The sequence below is a fragment of the Pseudomonas zanjanensis genome (genome assembly GCF_014268745.2).
Classification (GTDB): Bacteria; Pseudomonadota; Gammaproteobacteria; order Pseudomonadales; family Pseudomonadaceae; genus Aquipseudomonas; species Aquipseudomonas zanjanensis.
The window spans coordinates 126,896-152,121 of the sequence record NZ_JABWRB020000004.1 but is presented as its reverse complement, the minus strand read 5'-3'; the positions used below and the strand labels follow the sequence as shown (position 1 = coordinate 152,121).

Sequence of the window (25,226 nt, the reverse complement as noted above, 5' to 3'; positions counted from 1 at the left end):
GTGGGTATTCCATGCCCCAGGCGCCAGCCAAGCATAATCAAGGAAATGCCCATGAGCGCCAGCACCACTGCCAACCTGCGTCATGACTGGTCTTTGGCCGAAGTCAAAGCACTCTTTGTCCAGCCATTCAATGACCTGTTGTTCCAGGCGCAGACCGTGCACCGCGCGCACTTCGACGCCAATCGCGTCCAGGTTTCCACGCTGCTGTCGATCAAGACCGGCGCTTGCCCGGAAGATTGCAAATATTGTCCGCAGTCCGGTCACTACAACACCGGGCTGGATAAAGAGAAATTGCTCGAAGTGCAGAAGGTCCTCGAAGAGGCTGCACGGGCCAAGGCCATCGGTTCGACCCGCTTCTGCATGGGCGCGGCGTGGAAGCACCCGTCGGCCAAGGACATGCCGTATGTGTTGGAAATGGTCAAGGGCGTGAAGGCCATGGGCCTGGAAACCTGCATGACCCTGGGCCGCCTCGACCAGGAGCAGACCGAAGCACTGGCCCAGGCTGGCCTGGACTACTACAACCATAACCTCGACACCTCGCCGGAGTTCTACGGCAGCATCATCACCACCCGCACCTACAGTGAGCGCCTGCAAACCCTGGCCTACGTGCGTGATTCGGGAATGAAGATCTGTTCCGGCGGGATCCTGGGCATGGGTGAGTCCCTGGATGACCGCGCCAATCTGCTGATCCAGCTGGCGAACCTGCCGGAGCACCCGGAATCGGTGCCGATCAACATGCTGGTCAAGGTCGCCGGCACGCCGCTGGAGAATGCCGAAGACATCGATCCGTTCGATTTCATCCGCATGCTCGCCGTGGCGCGGATCATGATGCCCCAGTCCCACGTACGTCTTTCCGCCGGTCGCGAAGCGATGAACGAGCAAATGCAGGCCCTGGCATTTTTTGCCGGCGCCAACTCGATTTTCTACGGCGACAAGCTGTTGACCACCGCCAACCCGCAGGCCGACAAGGACATGCAGTTGTTCGCACGCCTGGGCATCCAACCCGAAGCCCGCGAAGAACATGCTGACGAAGTGCACCAGGCGGCCATTGAACAGGCGTTGGTGGAGCAGAAGAGCAGCGAGCAGTTCTATAACGCCGCCCTCTGAGCTAACACGACACCAAATGTGGGAGCGGGCTTGCTCGCGAAAGCGGTGCGTCAGGCAAAGTAATGTTGTCAGACACACCGCTTTCGCGAGCAAGCCCGCTCCCACAGGGGATCTACTTCAGCCCTTTAAATAGCGTTCACCCGAGGCCTGCATGCCCTTCGATCTCGCCGCACGCCTGGCTGCCCGTCGTGCCGACAATCTCTATCGCCAGCGCCCGCTGCTCGAAAGCCCCCAGGGCCCGGAGGTGGTGGTGGACGGCCAGCCCCTGCTGGCGTTCTGCAACAACGATTACCTGGGCCTGGCCAACCATCCGCAAGTGATCGAGGCCTGGCGCGCGGGGGCGGCCCGTTGGGGCGTCGGCGGTGGCGCTTCCCATCTGGTGATCGGCCACAGCGGCCCGCATCACGCCTTGGAAGAAGCCTTGGCCGACCTGACGGGGCGTCCGCGAGCGTTGCTGTTCACCACCGGTTACATGGCCAACCTCGGCGCAGTCACCGCGCTGGTGGGGCAGGGCGACACGGTGCTGGAAGACCGCCTCAACCACGCTTCGTTGCTCGACGCCGGGCTGCTGTCCGGTGCGCGTTTCAACCGATACCTTCACAACGATGCCCGGAGCCTGGCCCAACGCTTGGAAAAAGCAGTGGGCAACACCCTGGTGGTCACCGACGGTGTTTTCAGCATGGATGGCGATGTGGCCGATTTGCCGGCGCTTGCCCGTGAAGCCAAGGCCAAGGGCGCCTGGCTGATGGTCGACGATGCCCACGGTTTCGGTACGTTGGGCGTTTCCGGCGGCGGTGTCGTCGAACATTTCGGCATGAGCCGGGAGGACGTGCCGGTGTTGGTCGGCACGTTGGGCAAGGCGTTTGGCACGGCCGGTGCCTTTGTGGCGGGCAGTGAAGAGCTGATCGAAAGCCTGATCCAGTTCGCGCGCCCCTACATCTACACCACCAGCCAGCCGCCGGCCCTGGCCTGCGCCACCCTCAAGAGCCTCGAACTGCTGCGCAGCGAACATTGGCGTCGCGAACACTTGCAGGTGCTGATCCGCCAGTTCCGCCAGGGCGCCGAGCAGATCGGCCTGCAATTGATGGACAGCTTCACGCCGATCCAACCGATCCTGATTGGCGATGCGGGGCGGGCCATGCGCCTGTCGCAGATGCTGCGTGAGCGCGGGCTGATGGTCACGGCGATTCGCCCACCCACCGTGCCGGCCGGCAGCGCTCGCTTGCGTGTAACCCTGACCGCCGCCCACAGCGAGGCCCAGGTGCAGCTATTGTTGAATGCACTGGCCGAGTGTTTTGCCCTGTTGGGGCCGGAGCCAAGCCATGCGTGATCGACTGATATTGCTGCCCGGCTGGGGCTTGGGCGTTTCACCGCTGGAGCCGCTGGCGGCGGCCTTGCAAGGGCTCGACGAACACCTGCGGGTGGAAATCGAACCGTTGCCGGCCTTGCTATCGAGCGACCCCGATGAATGGCTCGAAGAGTTGGACGCCACCGTGCCCCAGGACGCCTGGCTGGGCGGTTGGTCCCTGGGCGGCATGCTGGCGTCGGCGCTGGCGGCGCGTCGGGGTGAGCGCTGCTGCGGCTTGTTGACCTTGGCCAGCAATCCGTCCTTTGTCGCCCATGAACAATGGCCGAGCGCGATGGAGGGCCAGACCTTCGATGGCTTTCTCGCCGGCTGTGCGGCCAACCCACGCCAGACTCTCAAGCGTTTCAGCTTGCTGTGCGCTCAGGGCTGCAGCGATCCGCGCGGCTTGTCGCGGTTGCTGTTGGCCGGGGCGCCGAACACTTCGTCCGAAGTGCTGATGGCCGGGCTCGAACTGCTGGCGCAGTTAGACACTCGCGCTGCATTGCAAAGCTTTCGCGGCCCGCAACTGCATTTGTTTGCCGGGCTCGACGCCTTGGTGCCGGCTGAGGCTGCGGGTGATTTGCTGGCCTTGTTGCCGGATGTTGAAATCGGCCTGATCGAACAGGCCGGCCACGGATTTCTTCTGGAAGACCCCCATGGTGTGGCGGGGGCGATCCAGGCTTTTTTGCATGAGTCCGGTGATGACTGATTTGTCTCTTCCCCTTTTGCCTGGTGCCTTGCCCGACAAACGCCAGGTGGCGGCTTCGTTTTCCCGGGCGGCGAGCAGCTATGACAGCGTGGCCGAGCTGCAGCGCGACGTCGGCCAGCAATTGCTCGACCGCTTGCCGCCTTCGTTCATGCCGCAACGTTGGCTGGACCTGGGTTGTGGCACCGGCTATTTCACCCGCGCCCTGGGCGCGCGTTTCGGCGCGAGCACAGGGCTGGCGCTGGATATCGCCGAAGGTATGCTCAACCATGCTCGACCCCAAGGTGGCGCCGCGCATTTTATCGCTGGTGACGCCGAGCGGCTGCCTTTGCAGGCGGCGAGCTGCGACCTGGTGTTCTCCAGCCTGGCGGTGCAGTGGTGCGAGGATTTTGCCGCGGTGCTGAGTGAGGCGTATCGGGTGTTGAAACCGGGCGGAGTGTTGGCCTTCACCAGCCTCTGCGTAGGTACGTTGTACGAATTGCGCGACAGTTGGCGTCAGGTGGATGGCTTGGTGCACGTCAACCGTTTCCGTGGATTCGAGACGTATCAACAGCTTTGCGCGGCCAGCGGGTTGAACGTTGTCAGTCTTGAAAACCGCCCCCATGTTTTGCATTACCCCGATGTACGTAGCCTGACCCACGAATTGAAAGCATTGGGTGCCCATAATCTGAACCCTGGTCGGCCCGGCGGCTTGACGGGCAGGGCGCGGATCCTCGCGCTGGTTGAAGCTTATGAGCAGTTTCGTCAGGCACAGGGGCTGCCCGCGACTTACCAAGTGGTCTACGCCGTTTTGGAGAAACCGCTATGAGCCAGGCTTATTTCATCACCGGCACCGATACCGATGTCGGCAAGACCACCGTCGCGGCGGGCCTGCTGCACGCGGCGCGGCAGGCTGGCATGAGCACGGCTGCCGGAAAACCCGTGGCCTCCGGCTGCGCCGTGACGCCCAAGGGCCTGCGCAACGCCGATGCCTTGGCCTTGCTGGCGGAATGCTCGATACCGTTGACTTATGCACAGGTCAACCCGGTGGCGTTCGAGCCGGCAATTGCGCCGCACTTGGCCGCCCGGGAGGCCGGTGTTGCGTTGACGGTGCAGTCGCTGTTGGGGCCGATGCGCGAAGTGCTGGCGCTGGACGCCGACTTCACGTTGATCGAAGGCGCGGGCGGTTGGCGCGTGCCGCTGGCCGGCCAGGATAATCTGTCCGACCTGGCGATAGCGCTGGGCTTGCCGGTGATCCTGGTGGTGGGTGTGCGCCTGGGTTGTATCAGCCACGCCTTGTTGACCGCCGAGGCGATCGCCCGTGATGGCTTGCCGCTTGCCGGTTGGGTCGCGAACATCATCGACCCGGCCACCTCGCGCCTGGAGGAAAACCTGGCAACCTTGGCCGAGCGACTTCCGGCGCCTTGCCTGGGCAGGGTGGCGCGGATCCAGAGCGTGACGGCTGAAGCCGTGGCCGAACACTTGCAATTGGATCTGCTGGACTGACACACCCCAGCAAGGTTTTGCCTATGGCAAGGCACTGTGCCATTAGTGTTTTTGTCGGGCCTTTTCCCTGGCCTTCTGATTCAATGGCCACTGTCGACCCTTCAAGAAGACGAACTCTGCCATGGAAATCTCAGGAAGCACCGCGTTCTACGCCGGTCTGAGCACGATTCAGACAGGGCAGAACCGCGTCGATCAGGCCTCCAGCCAGATCGCCAACAATACGATCGAGCGATCGGTCACCAGCCAGTCGTCCGAAGTCCAGGTGGATCGCTTGCGGTCAGTGGATCGCAGCCAGCAGTCGGACTTGGTCAGCAACATGGTCGAAATGGCCCAGGGCAAGTCCCAGGTGCAACTGGGTGTGAGCGTAGCCAAGGCATCCGACGAAATGCTCGGTACGTTGATCGATACCTTTGCCTGATCCCGTTCCTCCAGATTTACGAAAACGCCGCGATTATTCGCGGCGTTCTTGTCTCTAACGTCTTATTGCTCAACTAATCTTTTCCTACGCGCATCGCGGATTCTTCATTGCGATGGATTTCCCGTGTCCGACATTTTCTTCGGCTGATGACGAACGGCAAAAGATCGGCGCTTGACAAGATTTGGGCGTAAACGTATGTTTCAAACAACTGTTTGACCGCTATAACAAATCCACGCGGTCGTTCATTCCCGGTTACATCAGCAGAGGTTTATCGCTATGCCTGACTACAAGGCCCCCTTGCGTGATATTCGCTTCGTTCGTGACGAACTGCTTGGCTACGAAGCGCATTATCAGAGCCTTCCGGCTTGCCAGGACGCAACTCCGGACATGGTTGACGCCATTCTCGAAGAAGGCGCCAAGTTTTGTGAGCAGGTGCTGGCTCCGCTGAACCGCGTGGGTGACATCGAAGGTTGCACCTGGAGCGAGTCCGGCGTGAAAACCCCGACCGGTTTCAAGGAAGCCTACAAGCAATTCGTCGAAGGCGGCTGGCCAAGCCTGGCCCATGATGTCGAGCACGGTGGTCAAGGCCTGCCGGAATCCCTGGGCCTGGCGGTCAGCGAGATGGTCGGTGAAGCCAACTGGTCGTGGGGCATGTACCCGGGCCTGTCCCATGGCGCGATGAACACGATTTCCGAACACGGTACGCCCGAACAGCAAGAGGCCTACCTGACCAAACTGGTGTCCGGCGAATGGACCGGCACCATGTGCCTGACCGAACCGCACTGCGGCACCGACCTGGGCATGTTGCGCACCAAGGCCGAGCCTCAGGCCGACGGTTCCTACAAGGTTTCCGGCACGAAGATTTTCATCTCGGCCGGCGAACACGACATGGCCGACAACATCGTCCACATCGTGCTGGCACGCCTGCCCGATGCACCGGCCGGCACCAAGGGCATTTCCCTGTTCATCGTTCCCAAGTTCCTGCCTAACGCCGATGGCACCATTGGCCAGCGCAACGCGGTGAGCTGTGGTTCCCTGGAACACAAGATGGGCATCCACGGCAACGCCACCTGCGTGATGAACTTCGACGCGGCCACCGGTTACCTGATCGGCCCGGCGAACAAAGGCCTGAACTGCATGTTCACCTTCATGAACACCGCGCGTCTGGGCACTGCGCTGCAAGGCCTGGCCCACGCCGAGATCGGCTTCCAGGGCGGCCTGAAATATGCCCGTGACCGCCTGCAAATGCGTTCCTTGACCGGCCCGAAAGCGCCCGACAAGGCCGCCGACCCGATCATCGTGCACCCTGACGTGCGTCGCATGTTGCTGACCATGAAAGCCTTCGCCGAAGGTAACCGGGCGATGGTCTACTTCACCGCCAAGCAGGTCGACATCGTCAAATACGGCGTGGATGAAGAAGAGAAGAAAAAAGCCGATGCGCTGCTGGCGTTCATGACCCCGATCGCCAAGGCCTTCATGACCGAAGTCGGCTTCGAATCGGCCAACCACGGCGTGCAGATCTATGGCGGCCACGGTTTCATCGCCGAGTGGGGCATGGAGCAGAACGTTCGCGACAGCCGCATCTCGATGCTGTACGAAGGTACCACCGGCATCCAGGCCTTGGACCTGCTGGGTCGTAAAGTGCTGATGACCCAGGGCGAGGCACTCAAGGGCTTCACCAAGATCGTCCACAAGTTCTGCCAGGGCAACGAAGGCAACGAAGCGGTCAAGGAGTTCGTAGAACCCCTGGCTGCGCTGAACAAGGAATGGGGCGAGCTGACCATGAAGGTCGGTATGGCAGCCATGAAGGATCGCGAAGAAGTGGGCGCGGCCTCGGTGGACTACCTGATGTACTCCGGTTACGCCTGCCTGGCTTATTTCTGGGCTGACATGGCACGCCTGGCGGCGGAAAAACTCGCCGCCGGCACCACCGAAGAAGCCTTCTACACCGCCAAGCTGCAGACCGCGCGCTTCTACTTCCAGCGCATCCTGCCGCGTACCCGTACCCATGTGGCAACCATGCTGTCGGGCGCCAACAACCTGATGGACATGAAAGAAGAAGACTTCGCGCTGGGCTACTAAGCCTTAGGCGGTTCTTCCAAAAGCCGCTGCTTCTTCGGGAGCAGCGGCTTTTTTGTGTCTGCCATAACGCCAGTCAAGGCAAATTCGTGGCGAGGGAGCTTGCTCCCGCTGGGCTGCGAAGCGGCCCCCAAACCTGCCAAGTGCGGAATATCAGACACACCGCACCCGCCGGTTTACGACTGCTTCGCAGCCGAGCGGGAGCAAGCTCCCTCGCCACGGGAAGGGCGCGGTGATCCTGAAACAATATTCATCCAACCCAACCCTAAGAAATCCTCCCGCTCTGCCGTTACAGCGATGGCAGTGTGACATCGGTCACACAGCGCAGGCACAATGCCATCCTTGATCAGCCGGGTCGGAGCTTTACCCTTGCCGCGTTCTTCCGCTGTACGCCTGAGCCATTTCCTACCGTCGTTGCTGTTGTTGGTGGCGGGGCTTGCGGCTGCCTACGTCAAGGATCTCAACGTTTTCTTCACCTCGTTGTTCAACGTTCTGCCGACGCTGGTGTTGTTGCTGGGCGGGGCGTATTGCTCCGTCTACCGACGTCAACGTGAATTGTTTCTGATGGTCACGGTGTACATCGCCTACTTCCTGCTGGATACCCAGACCGATTTCTACCGCGACAACGGCAAGGTGCGTGAAGACGCGGCGGTGGTGTTCCATCTCGTCTGCCTGTTGCTGCCGCTGTTGTTCGGGCTGTTCGCGGCGTGGCAGGAGCGCACCCATTTGTTCCAGGACATGGTGGCGCGGTTTGCGGTGTTGCTGGTTTTCGGCAGCGTGGCGCTGGCGTTGGAGCAGAGCTTCCCACAGGCGTTGTTGTTGTGGCTGTCGGAGATCCGCTGGCCCGCGTTGCACGGCGCCTGGATGAGCCTGATTCAATTGTCCTACCCGATGTTCGCCGCCGCGTTCCTGCTGCTGGCCTGGCAATACTGGCGTAACCCCCGGCCGTTGCACGCGGCGCAGTTGGTGGGACTGCTTGGGTTGTTCTGGATGCTGCCGAAAACCTTCATCCTGCCATTCACCTTGAACATCATGTGCAGCCAGGTGATGTTGATGATCGCCGCGGCGGTCGCCCACGAGGCGTATCAAATGGCCTTCCGTGACGAGCTCACCGGCCTGCCGGGGCGTCGTGCATTGAATGAACGCATGCAGCGCCTGGGGCGTAACTATGTGCTGGCAATGAGCGACGTGGACCATTTCAAGAAATTCAACGACACCCACGGCCACGACGTGGGCGACCAAGTGCTACGCCTGGTCGCCAGCAAACTGTCGAAGATCGGCGGTGGCGGTAGGGCATATCGCTACGGCGGCGAGGAATTCGCCCTGGTGTTCGCGGGCAAGACCATCGACGAATGCATGCCCCATCTGGAAGTTATTCGCCAGTCCATCGAGACGTACGCTATCCAACTGCGTAATCCCGACAGCCGTCCCCAGGACGATCAGCAAGGTCGCCAGCGGCGCTCCGGCACTGGCGCCTCCAGCGTATCGGTGACCGTCAGCATCGGCGTGGCCGAGCGCATCGAGCAGCGTACGCCCGAAGAGGTGCTCAAATCGGCGGACCAGGCGCTCTATAACGCCAAGGGCGCGGGGCGAAACTGTGTGATCGCCTATGGGCAGAATCGCCGCGGCGCTGTGCGCATGGAAGCCGCCGCGGGTTGAGTGATGACGGCGCATTCAGCGTCTGGACTGTGATTGTGGGCCTGGGTGGCCGGCAGTAGGTTGGAGCGATCTGCTACCGGAGAAAACCACCATGCCCGAGTACAAAGCTCCCCTGCGCGACATGCGCTTCTTGATCGACCACGTCTTCGATTTTCATGGCCGCTATGCCGAACTGGGTGCCAGCGATGCCAGCCCAGACATGGTCAGCGCCATTCTCGAGGAGGGCGCTCGGTTCTGTGAGAACGTGCTGGCGCCCCTCAATCGCTCGGGTGATGAAGAGGGCTGCCATTTCGACAATGGCGTGGTGACTACGCCTACAGGCTTCAGGCAAGCCTTCGCACAGTACGTGGAAGGCGGCTGGCATGGCCTGGCGGCGGACCCAGATTACGGTGGCCAGGGCTTGCCCAGTTCCCTGGGATTGGTCATCAGCGAAATGATCGGATCGAGCAACACCTCTTGGGGCATGTATCCCGGCCTGACCCACGGCGCCATGTCGGCCATCCACGCCCACGGCACCGAGGAACAGAAGCAGACTTATCTCAGCAAACTCACCGCCGGCCAGTGGACCGGCACCATGTGCCTGACTGAAGCCCACTGTGGCACCGACCTCGGCATCATCAAGACCCGCGCGGTGCCCCAGGCGGACGGCAGCTACGCGGTGACCGGCAGCAAGATCTTCATCAGCGCCGGCGAGCACGACATGAGCGACAACATCATTCATCTGGTGCTCGCCAAGCTGCCCGATGCTCCGGCCGGGACCAAGGGCATCTCGCTGTTCATCGTGCCAAAGTTCCTGCCGGACGCCGCGGGTGAGGCCGGGAAGCGCAACGGCGTTTCCTGCGGATCGATCGAGCACAAAATGGGCATCAAGGCCTCGGCTACCTGCGTGCTGAATTTCGACGGGGCCAAGGGTTTTCTGATCGGCGAGGCGAACAAAGGCCTTAATTGCATGTTTACCATGATGAACCACGCGCGCCTCGGCACCGGCATGCAGGGCCTTTGCCTGGGGGAAGCGAGCTTCCAGGGGGCGATCAAATACGCCAATGACCGTTTGCAAATGCGCGCGCTGACCGGCCCCAAGGCGCCGGAAAAAGTCGCCGACCCGATCATCGTCCATCCCGATGTGCGCAGGATGTTGCTCACCATGAAGGCCTTCAACGAAGGCAACCGGGCGCTGACCTATTTCACTGCGCAACTGCTCGACACCGCGCACCTGAGCCCGGACGAAACCGCTCGCCAGGAGGCCGAGGACCTGCTGGCGTTCCTCACCCCGATCTGCAAGGCCTTCATGACCGACACCGGGCTGGAGGTGACCAACCACGGCATGCAGGTTTTTGGCGGACACGGTTTTATCCGCGAGTGGGGCATGGAGCAGCTTGTGCGCGATTGTCGGATCGCGCCGATCTACGAAGGCACCAATGGCATCCAGGCCTTGGACCTGCTGGGGCGCAAGGTGTTGGGCAGCCAGGGCAAGTTACTGCGTGGCTTCACTAAAATTGTCCATAAATTCTGCACCGCCAACGCCGGGCATCCGCAGCTCAACGCCTATATTGCGCAATTGGACGGGCTCAACCGGGAATGGGGCGAACTGACCACCCAGGTTGGCATGGCTGCCATGAAGAACCCGGATGAAGTGGGCGCCGCCTCAGTGGACTACCTGATGTACAGCGGCTACATCATCCTGGCCTACCTGTGGTTGCGCATGGCCTTGGTGGCCCAGGCGCAACTCGACGGTGGCACTGGAGACAGTGATTTTTGCCAAGGCAAACTGGCGACGTGCGAGTTTTACTTCAAGCGCCTGTTGCCGCGTACGACCGCCCATCGGGCCGCCATCGAGGCGGGGAGCGATTGCCTGATGCAATTACCTGCGGAGTTGTTTGCACTCTGATGGGCTGAAACATTTCTCTGTGGCGAGGGAGCTTGCTCCCGCTGGGCTGCGCAGCAGACCCTCTTTGTGAGCGCTGCGCACTGGAGCGCCAGCCCGGTCAAGCGGGAGCAAGCTCCCTCGCCACGATAAATTACTCGAACTTCTGTGATGACTAAAAATAACAAAACGGTCATGGGTTGACCCTATGTGTCGCAAAAGTTGTTGAGGTACACTCAGGTCACTGCGAAAACCGTCTTTTACGAACAATTGTTTAGATCCTGCGAGGTTTGCCATGGCTGACTACAAAGCGCCCCTGCGCGATATGCGCTTCGTCCTCAATGAAGTGTTCGAGGTCGCGAAACTCTGGGCCCAATTGCCGGTGCTGGCCGACACCGTGGACGCTGAAACGGTCGAAGCGATCCTGGAAGAAGCCGGCAAAGTCACCAGCAAAAGCATCGCGCCTCTCAGTCGCTCCGCTGACGAAGAAGGCTGCCACTGGGCGGACGGCGCCGTCACCACGCCGGCAGGTTTCCCACAGGCCTACAAGACGTATGCTGAAGGCGGTTGGGTCGGTGTCGGCGGCGATCCGGTGTACGGCGGCATGGGCATGCCCAAGGCCGTTTCGGCCCAGGTCGAGGAAATGGTCAACTCCGCGAGCCTGTCCTTCGGCCTGTACCCAATGCTGACCGCCGGCGCTTGCCTGTCGATCAATGCCCATGCCAGCGAAGAGCTGAAGGCGACGTACCTGCCGAACATGTACGCCGGCGTCTGGGCCGGCTCCATGTGCCTGACCGAGCCCCATGCAGGCACGGACCTGGGGATCATCCGCACCAAGGCCGAGCCCCAGGCCGACGGTTCCTACAAGGTCAGTGGCACGAAAATTTTCATCACCGGTGGCGAGCACGACCTCACCGAGAACATCATTCACCTGGTACTGGCGAAACTCCCGGACGCGCCGGCAGGCCCCAAGGGCATTTCGCTGTTCCTGGTGCCCAAGTTCATGGTCAATGCCGACGGCAGCCTGGGCGCGCGCAACGCGGCCAACTGCGGCTCGATCGAACACAAGATGGGCATCCAGGCGTCCGCCACCTGCGTGATGAACTTCGATGAAGCCGTGGGCTATCTGGTGGGCGAGCCGAACAAAGGCCTGGCGGCGATGTTCACCATGATGAACTACGAGCGCCTCGGGGTTGGCATCCAGGGCTTGGCCACCGGTGAGCGCTCCTACCAGAACGCCGTCGAATACGCCCGCGACCGCCTGCAAAGCCGCTCGCCCACCGGTGCGCAGAACAAGGACAAGGTCGCTGATCCGATCATCGTCCATCCCGACGTGCGCCGGATGTTGTTGACCATGAAAGCCTCGAACGAGGGTGGCCGGGCGTTTTCCACCTACGTGGCGATGCAACTGGACACCGCCAAGTTCAGCGAAGACCCGGTCACCCGCAAGCGCGCCGAAGACTTGGTGGCGTTGCTGACGCCGGTGGCCAAGGCGTTCCTGACCGACCTGGGCCTGGAAACCACCGTCCATGGTCAACAAGTATTCGGCGGCCATGGCTACATCCGCGAATGGGGCCAGGAACAACTGGTGCGTGACGTGCGCATCACCCAGATCTACGAAGGCACCAACGGTATCCAGGCGCTGGACCTGGTGGGGCGCAAGATCGTCGGCAGCGGCGGTGCGTTCTATCGCCTGTTCGCCGATGAGATTCGCCATTTCACCGCCACTGCGAGCGGCGACTTGGAAGAGTTCATCAAGCCGTTGAACGGCGCGGTCGACACGCTGGATGAGTTGACCGACTGGCTGCTGGACCGGGCGAAGAGCAACCCGAACGAAATTGGCGCAGCGTCGGTGGAATATCTCCAGGCGTTCGGCTACACCGCGTATGCCTACATGTGGGCGCTGATGGCCCGGGCTGCCTCGGGCAAGGAAAACCAGGATGATTTCTACGCGAGCAAACTCGGAACGGCGCGGTTCTATTTCGCTCGCCTGCTGCCGCGTATCCACTCCTTGAGCGCTTCGGTAAAGGCGGGCAGCGAGTCGCTGTTCCTGCTGGAAGCCAGCCAGTTCTGAAACGATGACGTTGTGTAAGTATTTGCTTACACAACGTGCTGGTGTTTTCCCTCTATCGGCGAATTGGATCCAGGGCTAACCTAGCTTCCATGGACGTAGCGCAGGACGCGCAAAAGTAACAACACGGACACGTAGGATTCTGCCAGGACGGCGGAGTGAAATGGATGTCAGGGAAACAGTCTGCAAAGCCCCGCTTCGGCGGGGTTTTCTTTTTGCCTGCGTTTTTTATTCTTGCAGGCGTCTAACCCTTGGGGCTGCTTCAGCATGCGTCCCACTGAACCCTGACGAGCGGTCTGGGGTCAATGAGCTATATGGCAATTTGGCCATCGTTGATCAGGGAGTCATCCATGGATTTCATTCGCATTATTATCGCCATCCTGCTGCCGCCACTGGGAGTGTTCCTGCAAGTCGGTTTTGGCGGGGCGTTCTGGCTGAATATCCTGCTGACGCTGTTGGGTTACATCCCAGGCATCGTGCACGCGGTGTATATCATCGCCAAGCGCTGAAGTTTCTGTTGTTGGATCTGTGGCGAGGGAGCTTGCTCCCGCTGGGTCGCGCAGCGGCCCCAAGCTTTTGCGATTGCTGCGCAATCGAGCGGGAGCAAGCTCCCTCGCCACAAGTGGTGTTCCCACTGCCTACAGATCGCTATCCATCACCTTGCGATAGAACAACCACTCATGCTCCAGGGCATGGGCCTGGTTCTTCGCCTTGCGAAAACCGTGGCGTTCCTCCGGGTAGTAGTGCGCCTCGACCGCCACGCCGTTGGCCTGTAAGGCGCTGACCATGTCGCGGGTTTGCTGCGGTACCACCACGGCATCCAACTCACCTTGGAAAAAGATCACCGGCACGCGGATGTTCCCGGCGTGCAACAGCGGAGTGCGGGCGCGATAGCGTTCGATGTCCTTTTGCGGGTCGCCGATCAGCCAGTCCAGGTAATCACCTTCGAACTTGTGCGTGGCCCGGCCGAGGGCGACAGGATCGCTCACGCCATAGAGGCTGGCACCGGCGCGGAATACATCCTGGAACGCCAAGGCGCAGAGGGTCGTGTAGCCACCGGCACTGCCACCGCGAATGAACGCGTGACGGCTGTCAATCAAGCCTTGTTCATCCAGATAGGCGACCACCGCGCAGGCGTCCTCCACATCCACCACGCCCCAATTCAAATGCAGCGCCTGCCGATAGGCCCGGCCATAACCGCTGCTGCCGCGGTAATTGAGATCGGCAACGGCAAAGCCGCGCTGGGTCCAATACTGAATACGTGGATCGAACAGGGGATAACAGGCCGAGGTAGGACCGCCGTGAATGAACACCACCAAGGGCGGCTTCGCTTGTGCATTCATGGCCGGGTAAAAGAACCCGTGGGCTTCACCTGACCCGGATGGATAGCGCAGGGTTCGCGGACGACTGATCTGTTCGATGGGCAATGGCGTGACGCCGCCGGCCAGCACCACTCCTTCATGACGCTGCCGCTCGATGGCAATGACTGCCGATGGATGAGTCGGCGAGGCGGCAATGGCGTAGATGAACCGCTCATCCAGCGCCAGGCTGCGAAAGCGGCTGTAGGTGTCGGTGAAGTCCTCGTTGGCATCGTCACGGCGGCACAAGCCCAGGCGTCCGAAACCTGCTTCGGTCCAACTCGCCAGGTAGGTGTGTTCGTCCAGCGGCAGCCAGGTACAGCCACCCAGTTGCCACGGCGCTGGGGCATGATCGGCTGCGGCGGCGGGCAGGGGTTCTAAGCCCTGGGCCGATTCCATCCAGGGCTGCCAGTAACCGCCGCGATCAGTCAGGCAATAAAGGCGACTGGCCGCGTCGAAGCGCGGTTGCTGGATGGATTCTTCCTCACCGTTGCCGGCCACACAGCGCGGCTCACTCCAGCCCGAAGCAGTGCGCTCGGCCAACATCAACCGCGTCGCTGTCCAGGGCTGATGCGGACGGCTCCATTCAATCCAGGCGAGCCGCTGGCCGTCCGGGCTCAGGGTAGGCGAAGCGTAGAAATCGGCGCCTTCGGCCAACAGATGCCGTTGATGATCCGCCAACCCGATCGACACCAGGCGATGCTGGTTGGCCTGTTCTTCCACCGCCAACACCTGGCCGTCGGCGAAGCCAAGGTCCCCATAGCGGCACTCACCGAAGGTCAGCGCCACGGGCTGTTCGTCACTCAGCGATTGATGGTACAGCTGTTGGTCGTCCTCGTTGACGAACAGCACGCCATCATGGCTCAGGCAGAACGACCCGCCGCCGTATTCATAGACCCGACTGCGGGCGCTGAATCCGTCCGGCGTCAGGCAGCGGGCCTCGGCGTCTTGCCAATGCCAGATCCGGCAGGCGCCGTCCGCGGGGCGGTATTCATTCCAGAACAAGCCCAAGGGCCCGACTTGCAGTTCGGCGAAGTCGGTGCCGGCGGCAACGGCCTGGGCGGCGCTGAAAGGCTCAGCCTTTAGCGATGAGGCGCGAGTTTCGTTCATTGCGAAAGGCCAACTGTTCAATGGTTTGTGTGGCGTGCTCGGCGTCTTCACGCGCTTTAAGGATCACCCCGTGATGTTCGGACTTGCTGCACACCGGGTCGGCGTTGCTGGCATCGCCCGTGAGCATGAACGCCTGGCAGCGGCAGCCGCCGAAGTCCTTTTCTTTTTCATCGCAGGAGCGGCACGGTTCAGGCATCCAGTCGTAACCGCGGAAGCGGTTGAAGCCGAACGAGTCGTACCAGATGTGCTGCATGCTGTGGTCGCGCACGTTGGGAAATTGCACCGGTAGCTGTCGGGCGCCGTGACAGGGCAGTGCCGTACCGTCCGGTGTGACGGTCAGGAAAATGCTGCCCCAGCCGTTCATGCAACCCTTGGGGCGTTCCTCATAGTAGTCCGGTGTGACAAAAATAAGCTTGCACGGGTTGCCTTCGGCTTCCAGCTTGGCGCGGTATTCATTGGTGATGCGCTCGGCCCGCACCAATTGCTCCCGAGTGGGCAGCAGGCCGACGCGGTTGAGCTGCGCCCAGCCATAGAACTGGCAGGTGGCGAGCTCGACGAAGTCAGCTTCGAGGGCGATGCACAGCTCGATGATGCGGTCGATCTTGTCGATGTTGTGCCGATGGGTCACGAAGTTCAGCACCATCGGATAACCGTGGGCTTTCACCGCGCGGGCCATTTCCAGTTTTTGCGCGAAGGCTTTCTTCGAGCCGGCCAGGAGGTTGTTCACCTGCTCGTCGCTGGCCTGGAAACTGATCTGGATGTGGTCCAGGCCGGCTTTCTTGAAGTCGCTGATCTTCTGTTCGGTCAAGCCGATGCCGGAGGTAATCAGGTTGGTGTAGAAACCCAGCCTGCGCGCCTCGCCAATCAGCTCCGCCAAGTCCTGGCGCACCAGCGGCTCCCCACCGGAAAAACCCAACTGCGCGGCGCCCATCTCCCGGGCTTCGCGAAACACCTTGAACCACTGCTCGGTGCTCAGTTCCTTGCCTTGCTCGGCGAAGTCCAGCGGGTTGGAGCAGTATGGGCATTGCAGCGGGCAGCGATAGGTCAGCTCGGCCAGCAGCCACAGCGGCAGGCCGACGGCGGGCTTCTCAGGCAAGGGTGATCCAGTGCTGTGCACGGGCGACCTCCATGAATTGCTCGATGTCGTCACCGAGCTCTGGCACACCGGGAAATTGTTTATCCAGCTCAGCGATGATTGCCGCCACATCGCGTTCGCCATCGATCAGGCCACCGATCAGCGCAGCGCTGTCGTTCAGCTTGATCATGCCTTCAGGATAGAGCAGCACGTGGCCTTTCTGGGCCGGTTCGTACTGGAAGCGATAGCCGGGGCGCCAGTTCGGGGTTTGGCTGCGATCGAAACTCATAGGGTAATTCCTTTATGCCAAACCCGTTGGTCGGTCACGGTGTGATAGGGCGGGCGATTCAGTTCGTAGGCCATGCTCATGGCGTCGAGCATGCTCCAGAGGATGTCCAGTTTGAACTGAAGAATCTCCAGCATGCGTTCCTGCCCTGCGCGGGTGGTGTAGTGCTGCAAAGTGATCGCCAGGCCATGTTCCACATCACGCCGGGCCTGGCCCAGGCGAGTGCGGAAATATTCGTAGCCGGTCGGGTCGATCCACGGGTAGTGCTGCGGCCAGCTGTCCAGGCGCGACTGGTGGATCTGCGGGGCGAACAGTTCGGTCAACGAGCTGCTGGCGGCTTCCTGCCAACTGGCCCGGCGGGCGAAGTTGACGTAGGCGTCCACCGCGAAGCGCACGCCCGGCAGCACCAATTCCTGGGAGCGCAGTTGATCGGGGTCCAGGCCCACCGCCTGGCCCAACCGCAGCCAGGCTTCGATGCCGCCGTCTTCGCCGGGCGCGCCGTCATGGTCGAGCAGGCGCTGGATCCACTCGCGGCGGATCTCCCGGTCCGGGCAGTTGGCCAGAATCGCGGCGTCCTTGAGCGGGATATTCACTTGGTAGTAGAAGCGGTTCGCGACCCAGCCCTGGATCTGCTCGCGAGTGGCACGGCCTTCATACATCGCCACGTGATAGGGGTGATGGATGTGGTAATACGCGCCTTTGGCACGCAGGGCGGCTTCGAACTCGGCGGGGGACAGGGGGGTGTCAGTCATTTCGGTTCTCCGGGGAATAACCGCTGGCGGTTGGGGTGCCTGGTCTGGCCTCTTCGCGAGCAAGCCCGCTCCCACATTGGTTTTGCGGTGCATGAAATATCAAGTCTTACTCGGTCTCTGTGGGAGCGGGCTTGCTCGCGAATGCGTCCTGTCAGCCAGCAATAATGTTGGCTGACACAACTGCAACCCCACGTCCACCATCGTCCCGCCCTTCCTACAACTCAATACTCATTCCGTCGTAAGCCACTTCAATCTTTCGACGTACAAGCTCAGCCCGCTCGGGCGAGTCTTCGTCCAGGATCGGGTTGGTGTTGTTGATATGGATAAGGACCTTGCGCTGCTCGGGCAGTTGCTCCAGCACTTCCAGCATGCCGCCGGGGCCGTTTTGAGCCAGGTGGCCCATTTCCCGACCGGTGCGGGTGCCGACGCCACGGCGTTGCATTTCATCGTCGTCCCACATCGTGCCGTCCACCAGCAGGCAGTCGCTGCCGGCCATGATCTCCAGCAACGACTCGTCGACCTTGCCCAGCCCCGGTGCATAGAACAGCTTGCCGCCGGTGCGCAGGTCTTCGACGATCAGTCCGATGTTGTCGCCCGGGTGCGGGTCGAAGCGATGGGGCGAATAGGGCGGCGCTGCACTGCGCAGGGGCAGCGGGGTAAAGCGCAGGTTCGGGCAGGCGGCGATGATGAAGCTCTGGTCGAGTTCGATACGGTTCCAACTCAACCCGCCGTTCCAGTGGGTCAGCATGTTGAACAGCGGAAAGCCCGTGCTCAAGTCTTCATGGACCATGTCGGTGCACCAGACTTGATGCGGGCAACCTTCACGCAGGCTGAGCAGACCGGTGGTGTGGTCGATCTGGCTGTCCATCAGGATGATCGCGCCAATGCCGGTGTCGCGCAGGGCCCGGCCCGGCTGCATCGGGGCAAACGCCTGGAGCTGGGCGCGAATGTCCGGGGAGGCGTTGCACAGCACCCAGTTCACCCCGTCATCGGACAGGGCGATGGATGACTGGGTACGCGCCTGGGCCCGCAGGCTACCGTTGCGAAAACCTGCGCAATTGGCGCAGTTGCAGTTCCACTGGGGGAAACCGCCACCGGCGGCGGAACCTAGAATCTGGACGAACATGGCTGCTCCATCTGCAAACCGAAATAAAAACGCCTCGGCTGGCCGAGGCGTAGTGCTGCGTGCTTGAGCGCCTGCAGCAATCAGCGGCTGGCGAAGTACATGGTGACTTCGAAACCGATACGCAGGTCGATATATGCGGGTTTGGACCAAGACATGGGAATACTCCTTTGGTTGGGGGAATCAGGTTCGATGGAACGGTGGAAACCTATACATATAGTCCACCTCCGTTCGGAGATGTTCAGATGCTTAGGCGGCTATGTTACTAAATCTGACAAATTCGTTCGCCGCGATTCTCGAAGAAAGCTCATTACAGCGGCTGCAATGATCATTGCGCCGCTTGCCAACGCTCTGTCAGGCAGGCGCCATTGCTCAGGCAATACCATCCCCCGTCAGCATCGACCAAACCCTGGGCGGCGGCTCGTAGTTGTGGGCGATCCAGTTGCAGGATGGCATCGGCCAGTCGCTCAAGATAATCCGACGGGCGGCCAGCCAACTTGCCCTGCCAGAGCAGTTCGGCGGCCTGGGCGCGGGGCAGGGCATCAATTTGGAGTTGAGCGGCGAGCGCCTGTTGCTGATCGGTCAGGGACGCATCATCGAGCTGCTGGATCAGCGCCGGTAACCCGGCCAGGAATGTCTCGATGTGGGCGATCAGTTGCGCCGCCGAGACGCTGGGCGATTGGACGCCGAACAGCAACCCGGTTTGCCCATCGACCTGCTTCAAGCCGCTGAACACGGCATAACCCAACTGCAGTTCCACCCGCAGGCGCTGATAGAACGGCGTCTGGCACAACTGTGCCAGCAACCGCCAGGCGGCCTCGTCGGCCAGCGCCAGGGTGGCGGTCGGGCAAAACAGCAACACGGCCGCTTCTTCACCGTGGGTCTGGAGCGTATGCCAGATGCGTTGCCCGCGCGGCGCCATCGCCAAGCTGATGTCCTCGCTGGCGATGCCTGGCACCCGGGCCAGCACAGGGCCCAGCGCGCCTTGAGTGGCGGTCGACAGACCGATGGACAGTCCATCCCAGCGGGCCGTTGTCCACACGCTTTGGTCGCTGTCGGGCATGGGCAACGCTGGCGATTGCCGGCAATGATTCGGCAGCGCTTTGAGCAGGTGTCGAATGGGTATCGGTGGGGGTTCGTAGGCGGCCTGAGCCATGGGCAGCGGTTGTACGAGTTTCGCCAAGACGTGTTCGAGCACCAACGGCACCGGGGTCTGCAAGCCGACCAGTTTCAGCAGCCATTGATTCCCTGAAGGTTCGAAACTGACGTCCACGCCGGCCTGGCGAGCATCCTCACGCACCTCCTCCAGATGCCGGTCGAGCCGGGATTGAAGATCCAGCGGTGGCTGAGTCGTCAGTTGCCAGCGCAGGTACACCGCGCCTTCACGACTGTTGTCGGGCAGCGCCTGGCTGAACTGCATGGGCGAGCGTTCCCGCCGGCCTCGGGAGCGGTCCTGGGCGAAGGTGCGCAAGCCGCGGTGGGCGCTGGTCTGTCCGCGTATCAATCCGGCGCGAGGCGCTTCGCTTGGCGTTTGTAGGAACGGGTTGGACGCGGGCAGTTGCCATTGTCCCGTGACGTTATCGACAGGGTGCAGTTGCTTGAGGATTTCCCTGAGCCTCACGAGGTCGTGTGCCAACAGCGGCCCGTCACGACCTTCACAATCCCAGCGGGCCAACTGCAAGGCCGACACTGTTTCCTGCCGGCGCTGCAGCAGTGCGGTGAACTCCTGGCGCAACGGCGCCCAGTCGTCCTGGGCGGCAAAGAAACCCAACCAGTCGTGCAGCAACGGCTGGATCTGCGCCGCTGTCTGGGCGTTGGCGTGCGTGAATTCGATATGCAGCAATGCCTGTCCGGTAAATTCATACAGTGCGGTAGCCTTGAGGCTGTCCGCCAAGTGGCGTTGACGCAACAGGGCGAGCAGGCCGCCCGGTTTGCTGGAGTTCAGCCACGTACAGAGAAAGTCCAAGGCCTGGGGCGAGGCGCTGGGCAAATCTTCGAAGGCGAACAGCAGATCAAGGCAACTCTCGCGGGCCTGTTGATAACTCGTCTGGGACGATGCCATCAGCTGTGGCGGTGCCGGCCTGGCAAGCGCTTCGCCGGCAGGTATCTGGCTGTCGAACTGTTCAGCCAGCGCTTTCAAAACGTCGATGCTTTGCGGGCCGGCCAGGCTCAGGCTCATCTGGCCGCTCTGGTAGAAGCTGCGATAGAAGTCATGCAATGCGCTTTGGAATTCGGCGTGCTCCACCGCGAGGCTATCGCGATTACCCGCATGAAAACCCCGCAGCGGATGGGTCGCCGACAGGCCGTCCTGCAAGGCAAGCTGTCGCTGGGCTGCAGCATCCCGGGACCAGGCGATGAACTCGGCGTGTAGCACTTCCCGTTCACGCAACTGATCGGCCTCATCCAGGCGTGGGTGAGCGAGCATGTCCCCCAGCCGTTCCAATCCGTCGGCGAAGGTGGCGGGTGGCAATTCGAAGAAAAAATCCGTGGTGCGTTCGCTGGTGCGCGCATTGACTTGGCCGCCATGGCGCTGCACGTAGGCCATCAGGTTCTCCCCGGTGGGAAAACGCTCGGTGCCGAGGAAGAACAGATGCTCGAGCAAGTGCGCCAATCCCGGCCAGGCCAGGGGCGCGTCATGGCTGCCAGCCGCGACTCGCAATACTGCAGCGCTGCGCTTGAGGCCTGGGACGTGACGCAATGTCACCCGCAAGCCGTTGGCCAGGGTTTCAGTGTGGGGGCGGAGGGAGTCGGGGGCCGGCATGAGCGCTTCCAGAACAAAGATGCGCTCATGCTAGCGGATTAGGCCGCGTTCTCAATCCTCAATCAGTGTTTGTGCAGGTCGTCGTAAAGCTCGGGGCGGCGATCATGCAGGTAGTTGTAGGCCGCTCGGGAATCGTCCATCAGTTGTCGATCCAGTTCTCCGACGATCAAGGCCTCGTCCAACCCCGCAAGCGCCGGTCGGCTGCCATTCGGTGCGGCGATGCTGCTTTGGCCGCAATACAGCAGTTCACCTTCGTGGCCGCAGTAGTTGGCGTAGGCCACGAAACACTGGTTTTCGATGGCGCGGGCACGGACGGTGATGTCCGCGATGAACTCGTAGGGTTGCATATTGGCGGTCGGCACCAGGATCAGCTCGGCGCCGGCCAGGGCCAGGCGGCGGGCGTTCTCTGGGAACTCCAGGTCGTAGCAGATCAGCAGGCCGAGCTTCCAGCCGTTGAGCTCGACGATAGGCAGCGCTGAGTCGCCGGCGCTGAACATGGCGTGATCGAGGTCACCGAACAGGTGGCTCTTGCGGTAGTTGGCCAGGCGCTCGCCCTGAGCGTCGATCAACTGCGCGGCGTTGTAGATCTGCCCGTCTTCGCTGCGTTCGGGGTAGCCATAGACGATCGCCAGGCCGGCCGCCTTGGCAATGCGGCCGATCTGTTGCGCCCACTCGCCGTTGTAGACCTCGGCCAATACATTCACCGCGTCGACGCCGATGTTGTAGCCGGTCATGAACATCTCCGGCAGCACCAGCACATCGGCGCCCCTGGCCTCCAGCGCCACCTGGTGCAGGCGTTGCAGGTTGCCGGCTGGATCCAGTGGCAGCGGTGGGCATTGGTAGAGGGCTACACGCATCAAAAACTCCTTTTATTCGGGCAGGGCGATCGGACCGATCTCGTGGAACACATCACCTGGACCCGGGTTCTCGGCGTGAGTTTCTCCGCCGAAGTGCTTCATGATTCCCCACACGGCATTGAGTGAGGTTTGTACCGCGCCTTCGACCCAGGCAGGTGTCCATGAGACGTCATCGCCGGCGATAAAGATCCCGCGTTGTTCGGCCGGCATGTCGTCCTGCATGAAATGCGCGTACATGCGCTGGTTGTAGCGATAGTGGCCGGGCAGGGCGCCCTTGAAGGCGCCGAGGAAATGCGGATCCGCTTCCCAGGACACGGTGATCGGATCGCCAATGATGCGTGCGGCGATGTCCACCTTGGGGTAGATCTTCTTCAAGGCATCGAGGGCCAGCTTCACGCGTTTTTCCACCGGATGCGGGAGCATTTTCAGCGCATCGCTCATCCAGGAATACGACAGGCAAATCACGCCGGGCTTGTCGTCGCCGTTGTCGAACAGATAGGTGCCACGGGTCAGGCGGTCGGTCAGGGTCATGCTCATCAGGTCGCGGCCGGTCTCCGGGTCCTTGTCCTTCCAGAACGGCCGGTCGACCATCACGAATGTCTTGGACGATTGCATGTAGCGGGTGCGATCCAGGGCCATCCACATCTTTTGCGAGAACAACGCTTCTTCACATTCGATCTGGGTGGTCAGCAGCCAGCTCTGGCAGGTGACCAGCACGGCGGCGTACTCGCGGGTGTTTTCCCAGACGTCCGTCACGCTGAACCGGCCATCGGCCGCACGGGCTATGCGCTTCACGCCGCTGCGGGGGGCGCCCAGGTGCAGCGAATTCAGGCTGGTTCCTTCGGGCCAGTGCGCACAGCGTTCCGGCACGTGGTTCCAGATGCCGTGAGGTACCTGTTCGACGCCACCGACCACCAGATGCTGGTGGTCGTCGCAGTTGGTCATCACGACGCGGAAGATTTCCAGCATCGAATTGGGGAAATCAGAATCCCAACCGCCCGTGCCGAAACCGACCTGGCCGAACACTTCGCGGTGCTGGAACGAGAGCTTGGCGAACGCCTTGGAGGTGGCGACGAAGTCGTAGAAGGTGCGGTCGTCCCAGAGGGGCACCAAGGTGTTCCACAGCTCCTTGAGGCGTGGCACGTCGCGGTCGCGGATCGCCTGCTGGATGTCGCCGAAGCGCGAGCCATCCTCCAGCGCATCGGCCCAGGCGTCGGCGACTTCCTGGAACAGTGCGGGAAGGTCCGCCAGTTTCTGGGCGTAATACGTCTGGCCTTCCAGGTCGATAACCGTGCTGCCGGACGCCGGGGTCAGCGGGTTGGGAAACGGTTTGGTCTCCAGCCCCAGTTTGTCGACGTAGTGGTAGAACGCGGTGGACGACACCGGAAAACGCATGCCGCCCAGCTCGGCGATCACCCCTTCAGCGCCGTTGAACGCCTGTGAGCGCAGGCGCCCACCCATCTTCGACGCCTCGTAGACCACGGGCTTGAGTCCCAGCTTCATCAGCTCGTACGCCGCCACCAGACCGGCGATCCCTGCACCGACAATCGCCACTTCCGTACCCTGGTTGTGCGCGGGGATGCTGCCCAGGCCGGCCGGATGTTCGATCCAGTCGTCAAAGGCGAAAGGAAAGTCCGGCCCGAAAATGGTGATGGGCTTCTTACCGTCTGCTGGGTGGCGATTGTTCTTGTTCATGGCTGACCTTGATGGGCGACTCGACGCGGCTTCGCGTCTGAGTATAGGAAAGATGCCAGCCATTCTAGGGAGGGTGGAACACGTTAATAAGACACAATATGTCGTCGTTTTGAATATGTTCCAGTCATTTTGACCAATTGCTCAATCGTAATGACGAAACCAGTCTCCCACAGAAACTCTCCCTAACAATTACCTGCGCGATCAACGGGAGCAGATACCCGCCGTTACTTCTATGGTTATTCCCTTGAGGTTATATAACCTAGGTGGCATATTTGTATGAAATGGGACGTTGAATACACGGATGAATTTGAGATGTGGTGGAACTGTCTCCGTGCGTCAGAGCAAGACTCGGTACAGGCTTCGGTAATGCTGCTCGGCGACACCGGGCCTTATCTGGGCTTTCCTCACACCAGTGATATCAAAGGTTCGCGTCATGGCAACCTTCGTGAATTACGAGTGCAACACGCAGGTAGGCCTTATCGTGTGCTCTATGCGTTTGATCCGCGCCGCTGCGCCATCCTCCTGATCGGGGGAGACAAAACTGGCCGGGACCGCTGGTATCAGGAATATGTGCCCTTGGCCGAACGCCTCTATGACGAGCATTTGGAAGTATTGAAGAGAGAGGGCTGTGACAATGGCTAAGAAGTTTTCCGACTTGATGGCGCGTCGTGCGCCTGACTCCCAGGCGCGTGCACAGGCTCTGTATCAGAAGTTGCGTGCAGAGATGCCATTGCACGAGTTGCGCCAAGCGCAGGAGTTGAGCCAGGAGGCCTTGGCCAAGTCACTGCATATCAACCAGGCGGCGGTCTCGAAAATGGAGCGCCGTACGGATATGTACATCAGCACGTTGCGAAATTACATCCGTGCCATGGGAGGCGAATTGGAGATTATCGCGACCTTTCCGGAGGGGCAGGTCAGAATCGAAAACTTTGCCTATCAAGCACCATAACTGACGATTTTCCCCTGTGGGAGCGAGCTTGCTCGCTCCCACGGGTTAAGTTGCGCAGGGCTAGACGGGCTGGCCCCGATCGATCTTGCTGCTGAGGATGATCGAGGTGGTGGTTTTCTCCACGCCATCCACGCTGCCAATCTGGTCCAGCAGTTGATCCAGCTGTTCTGGAGAGTCGGTACGCAGCCAGGCGACGTAATCGAACTCACCGCTGACCGCACACAACTGCTGGACCTGGGCCATGGCGCTCAAACGTCGCAGCACGTCCTTGCCGGAGCGCGGTTGGACCTTGATGCCGACGTAAGCCTGCAAGCCGCCATCAATCACCCGTTGGCCCAGGCGCACGCCATAGCCGGTAATCACCTTGGTCTTTTCCAGGCGCGCCAGCCGCGACGTCACGGTCGTGCGGGCGATGCCCAGTTGCCGAGCCAGCATCGCGACGCTTTCCCGGGCGTTGATTTGCAGCGCCGCGATCAGTTGCCGGTCGATTTCGTCGAGGACGGGGGGGCGGGTATCAGTCAAAGTG

At 61.4% G+C, this 25,226-nt stretch carries 23 protein-coding genes; 13 read left to right on the top strand and 10 right to left on the bottom strand.

The window, feature by feature from the left end:
• Positions 1–51: 51 nt before the first annotated feature.
• From bioB to HU715_RS23350, 11 genes are all read left to right on the top strand, one after another.
• Positions 52–1,107: a biotin synthase BioB gene (gene bioB / locus HU715_RS23400; RefSeq protein ID WP_186706935.1), complete on the top strand. Its 1,056-nt coding sequence runs from the start codon at positions 52–54 to the stop codon at positions 1,105–1,107.
• 151 nt (positions 1,108–1,258) lie between these two features.
• Entirely contained in the window at positions 1,259–2,437 is a 1,179-nt protein-coding gene (gene bioF / locus HU715_RS23395; protein WP_186706936.1) for an 8-amino-7-oxononanoate synthase, read from the top strand.
• A complete protein-coding gene (locus HU715_RS23390) occupies positions 2,430–3,161 on the top strand; it encodes an alpha/beta fold hydrolase (protein ID WP_186706937.1) in 732 nt (243 codons plus the stop codon). Before bioF ends, HU715_RS23390 begins: the two co-directional genes overlap by 8 nt.
• Positions 3,154–3,966, top strand: a complete 813-nt coding sequence (bioC, locus tag HU715_RS23385) for a malonyl-ACP O-methyltransferase BioC (RefSeq protein WP_186706938.1) — start codon at positions 3,154–3,156, stop codon at positions 3,964–3,966. Before HU715_RS23390 ends, bioC begins: the two co-directional genes overlap by 8 nt.
• Positions 3,963–4,643, top strand: coding sequence for a dethiobiotin synthase (gene bioD, locus HU715_RS23380; protein WP_186706939.1), 681 nt, complete (start codon positions 3,963–3,965; stop codon positions 4,641–4,643). The genes bioC and bioD overlap by 4 nt, the downstream gene beginning before the upstream one ends.
• A gap of 121 nt (positions 4,644–4,764) precedes the next feature.
• Positions 4,765–5,061 carry a pyrroloquinoline quinone biosynthesis protein PqqE gene (locus HU715_RS23375; protein WP_186706940.1) on the top strand — a complete coding sequence of 99 codons (297 nt, stop codon included), beginning with the start codon at positions 4,765–4,767 and terminating at the stop codon, positions 5,059–5,061.
• 276 nt (positions 5,062–5,337) lie between these two features.
• Positions 5,338–7,143 (top strand): phenylacyl-CoA dehydrogenase, encoded by a 1,806-nt coding sequence (locus HU715_RS23370; protein ID WP_186706941.1) that lies wholly within the window; start codon positions 5,338–5,340, stop codon positions 7,141–7,143.
• 366 nt (positions 7,144–7,509) lie between these two features.
• Positions 7,510–8,799: a GGDEF domain-containing protein gene (locus tag HU715_RS23365; RefSeq protein ID WP_186706942.1), complete on the top strand. Its 1,290-nt coding sequence runs from the start codon at positions 7,510–7,512 to the stop codon at positions 8,797–8,799.
• 91 nt (positions 8,800–8,890) lie between these two features.
• The gene (locus HU715_RS23360; protein ID WP_186706943.1) at positions 8,891–10,687 is read left to right on the top strand and encodes an acyl-CoA dehydrogenase C-terminal domain-containing protein; all 1,797 of its coding nucleotides are present in this window, start codon (positions 8,891–8,893) and stop codon (positions 10,685–10,687) included.
• 271 nt (positions 10,688–10,958) lie between these two features.
• Positions 10,959–12,737, top strand: a complete 1,779-nt coding sequence (locus HU715_RS23355; protein WP_186706944.1) for an acyl-CoA dehydrogenase C-terminal domain-containing protein — start codon at positions 10,959–10,961, stop codon at positions 12,735–12,737.
• 347 nt (positions 12,738–13,084) lie between these two features.
• Positions 13,085–13,243, top strand: coding sequence for a YqaE/Pmp3 family membrane protein (locus HU715_RS23350; protein ID WP_003177654.1), 159 nt, complete (start codon positions 13,085–13,087; stop codon positions 13,241–13,243).
• A gap of 129 nt (positions 13,244–13,372) precedes the next feature.
• On the opposite strand, the gene HU715_RS23345 is transcribed toward HU715_RS23350, so the two are convergent.
• The 9 genes from HU715_RS23345 to HU715_RS23305 form a co-directional block, all read right to left on the bottom strand.
• Complete coding sequence (locus HU715_RS23345; RefSeq protein ID WP_186706945.1) at positions 13,373–15,202, bottom strand: alpha/beta hydrolase family protein; 1,830 nt, start codon at positions 15,200–15,202, stop codon at positions 13,373–13,375.
• On the bottom strand, positions 15,168–16,298 hold the full coding sequence (pqqE, locus tag HU715_RS23340) for a pyrroloquinoline quinone biosynthesis protein PqqE (protein ID WP_189656235.1): 1,131 nt from the start codon (positions 16,296–16,298) through the stop codon (positions 15,168–15,170). Before pqqE ends, HU715_RS23345 begins: the two co-directional genes overlap by 35 nt.
• Positions 16,291–16,566, bottom strand: a complete 276-nt coding sequence (gene pqqD, locus HU715_RS23335) for a pyrroloquinoline quinone biosynthesis peptide chaperone PqqD (protein WP_030139251.1) — start codon at positions 16,564–16,566, stop codon at positions 16,291–16,293. Before pqqD ends, pqqE begins: the two co-directional genes overlap by 8 nt.
• On the bottom strand, positions 16,563–17,315 hold the full coding sequence (gene pqqC, locus HU715_RS23330; protein WP_186706947.1) for a pyrroloquinoline-quinone synthase PqqC: 753 nt from the start codon (positions 17,313–17,315) through the stop codon (positions 16,563–16,565). The genes pqqD and pqqC overlap by 4 nt, the downstream gene beginning before the upstream one ends.
• A gap of 214 nt (positions 17,316–17,529) precedes the next feature.
• Positions 17,530–18,441, bottom strand: coding sequence for a pyrroloquinoline quinone biosynthesis protein PqqB (gene pqqB / locus HU715_RS23325; RefSeq protein ID WP_186706948.1), 912 nt, complete (start codon positions 18,439–18,441; stop codon positions 17,530–17,532).
• A gap of 80 nt (positions 18,442–18,521) precedes the next feature.
• Positions 18,522–18,596: a pyrroloquinoline quinone precursor peptide PqqA gene (gene pqqA / locus HU715_RS23320; protein ID WP_003177660.1), complete on the bottom strand. Its 75-nt coding sequence runs from the start codon at positions 18,594–18,596 to the stop codon at positions 18,522–18,524.
• A 170-nt stretch (positions 18,597–18,766) separates the two neighbouring features.
• Positions 18,767–21,199 (bottom strand): pyrroloquinoline quinone biosynthesis protein PqqF, encoded by a 2,433-nt coding sequence (pqqF, locus tag HU715_RS23315; RefSeq protein WP_186706949.1) that lies wholly within the window; start codon positions 21,197–21,199, stop codon positions 18,767–18,769.
• Positions 21,200–21,261: 62 nt separating this feature from the next.
• Entirely contained in the window at positions 21,262–22,056 is a 795-nt protein-coding gene (locus HU715_RS23310; RefSeq protein WP_186706950.1) for a carbon-nitrogen hydrolase family protein, read from the bottom strand.
• A 12-nt stretch (positions 22,057–22,068) separates the two neighbouring features.
• Positions 22,069–23,751: a flavin monoamine oxidase family protein gene (locus tag HU715_RS23305; RefSeq protein ID WP_186706951.1), complete on the bottom strand. Its 1,683-nt coding sequence runs from the start codon at positions 23,749–23,751 to the stop codon at positions 22,069–22,071.
• Positions 23,752–24,027: 276 nt separating this feature from the next.
• Between HU715_RS23305 and HU715_RS23300 the strand changes: the two genes are divergently transcribed.
• Both HU715_RS23300 and HU715_RS23295 read left to right on the top strand, forming a co-directional pair.
• Complete coding sequence (locus HU715_RS23300) at positions 24,028–24,393, top strand: type II toxin-antitoxin system RelE/ParE family toxin (protein ID WP_186706952.1); 366 nt, start codon at positions 24,028–24,030, stop codon at positions 24,391–24,393.
• Positions 24,386–24,700: an XRE family transcriptional regulator gene (locus HU715_RS23295; RefSeq protein ID WP_186706953.1), complete on the top strand. Its 315-nt coding sequence runs from the start codon at positions 24,386–24,388 to the stop codon at positions 24,698–24,700. The genes HU715_RS23300 and HU715_RS23295 overlap by 8 nt, the downstream gene beginning before the upstream one ends.
• 60 nt (positions 24,701–24,760) lie before the next feature.
• Here HU715_RS23295 and HU715_RS23290 read toward each other — a convergent pair whose 3' ends face one another.
• Positions 24,761–25,222 carry an Lrp/AsnC family transcriptional regulator gene (locus HU715_RS23290; RefSeq protein ID WP_018607342.1) on the bottom strand — a complete coding sequence of 154 codons (462 nt, stop codon included), beginning with the start codon at positions 25,220–25,222 and terminating at the stop codon, positions 24,761–24,763.
• Positions 25,223–25,226: the final 4 nt, after the last annotated feature.

Bases quoted from the DNA above. Each gene is read 5' to 3' on its own strand.
- pqqC (WP_186706947.1), bottom strand. From the start codon at position 17,315: ATGACTGACACCCCCCTGTCCCCCGCCGAGTTCGAAGCCGCCCTGCGT.
- HU715_RS23360 (WP_186706943.1), top strand. From the start codon at position 8,891: ATGCCCGAGTACAAAGCTCCCCTGCGCGACATGCGCTTCTTGATCGAC.
- HU715_RS23350 (WP_003177654.1), top strand. From the start codon at position 13,085: ATGGATTTCATTCGCATTATTATCGCCATCCTGCTGCCGCCACTGGGA.
- bioD (WP_186706939.1), top strand. From the start codon at position 3,963: ATGAGCCAGGCTTATTTCATCACCGGCACCGATACCGATGTCGGCAAG.
- HU715_RS23310 (WP_186706950.1), bottom strand. From the start codon at position 22,056: ATGCGTGTAGCCCTCTACCAATGCCCACCGCTGCCACTGGATCCAGCC.
- pqqD (WP_030139251.1), bottom strand. From the start codon at position 16,566: ATGAGTTTCGATCGCAGCCAAACCCCGAACTGGCGCCCCGGCTATCGC.
- pqqB (WP_186706948.1), bottom strand. From the start codon at position 18,441: ATGTTCGTCCAGATTCTAGGTTCCGCCGCCGGTGGCGGTTTCCCCCAG.
- HU715_RS23345 (WP_186706945.1), bottom strand. From the start codon at position 15,202: ATGAACGAAACTCGCGCCTCATCGCTAAAGGCTGAGCCTTTCAGCGCC.
- HU715_RS23375 (WP_186706940.1), top strand. From the start codon at position 4,765: ATGGAAATCTCAGGAAGCACCGCGTTCTACGCCGGTCTGAGCACGATT.
- HU715_RS23390 (WP_186706937.1), top strand. From the start codon at position 2,430: ATGCGTGATCGACTGATATTGCTGCCCGGCTGGGGCTTGGGCGTTTCA.
- bioF (WP_186706936.1), top strand. From the start codon at position 1,259: ATGCCCTTCGATCTCGCCGCACGCCTGGCTGCCCGTCGTGCCGACAAT.
- HU715_RS23300 (WP_186706952.1), top strand. From the start codon at position 24,028: ATGAAATGGGACGTTGAATACACGGATGAATTTGAGATGTGGTGGAAC.
- HU715_RS23370 (WP_186706941.1), top strand. From the start codon at position 5,338: ATGCCTGACTACAAGGCCCCCTTGCGTGATATTCGCTTCGTTCGTGAC.
- HU715_RS23305 (WP_186706951.1), bottom strand. From the start codon at position 23,751: ATGAACAAGAACAATCGCCACCCAGCAGACGGTAAGAAGCCCATCACC.
- pqqF (WP_186706949.1), bottom strand. From the start codon at position 21,199: ATGCCGGCCCCCGACTCCCTCCGCCCCCACACTGAAACCCTGGCCAAC.
- HU715_RS23295 (WP_186706953.1), top strand. From the start codon at position 24,386: ATGGCTAAGAAGTTTTCCGACTTGATGGCGCGTCGTGCGCCTGACTCC.
- bioC (WP_186706938.1), top strand. From the start codon at position 3,154: ATGACTGATTTGTCTCTTCCCCTTTTGCCTGGTGCCTTGCCCGACAAA.
- HU715_RS23355 (WP_186706944.1), top strand. From the start codon at position 10,959: ATGGCTGACTACAAAGCGCCCCTGCGCGATATGCGCTTCGTCCTCAAT.
- bioB (WP_186706935.1), top strand. From the start codon at position 52: ATGAGCGCCAGCACCACTGCCAACCTGCGTCATGACTGGTCTTTGGCC.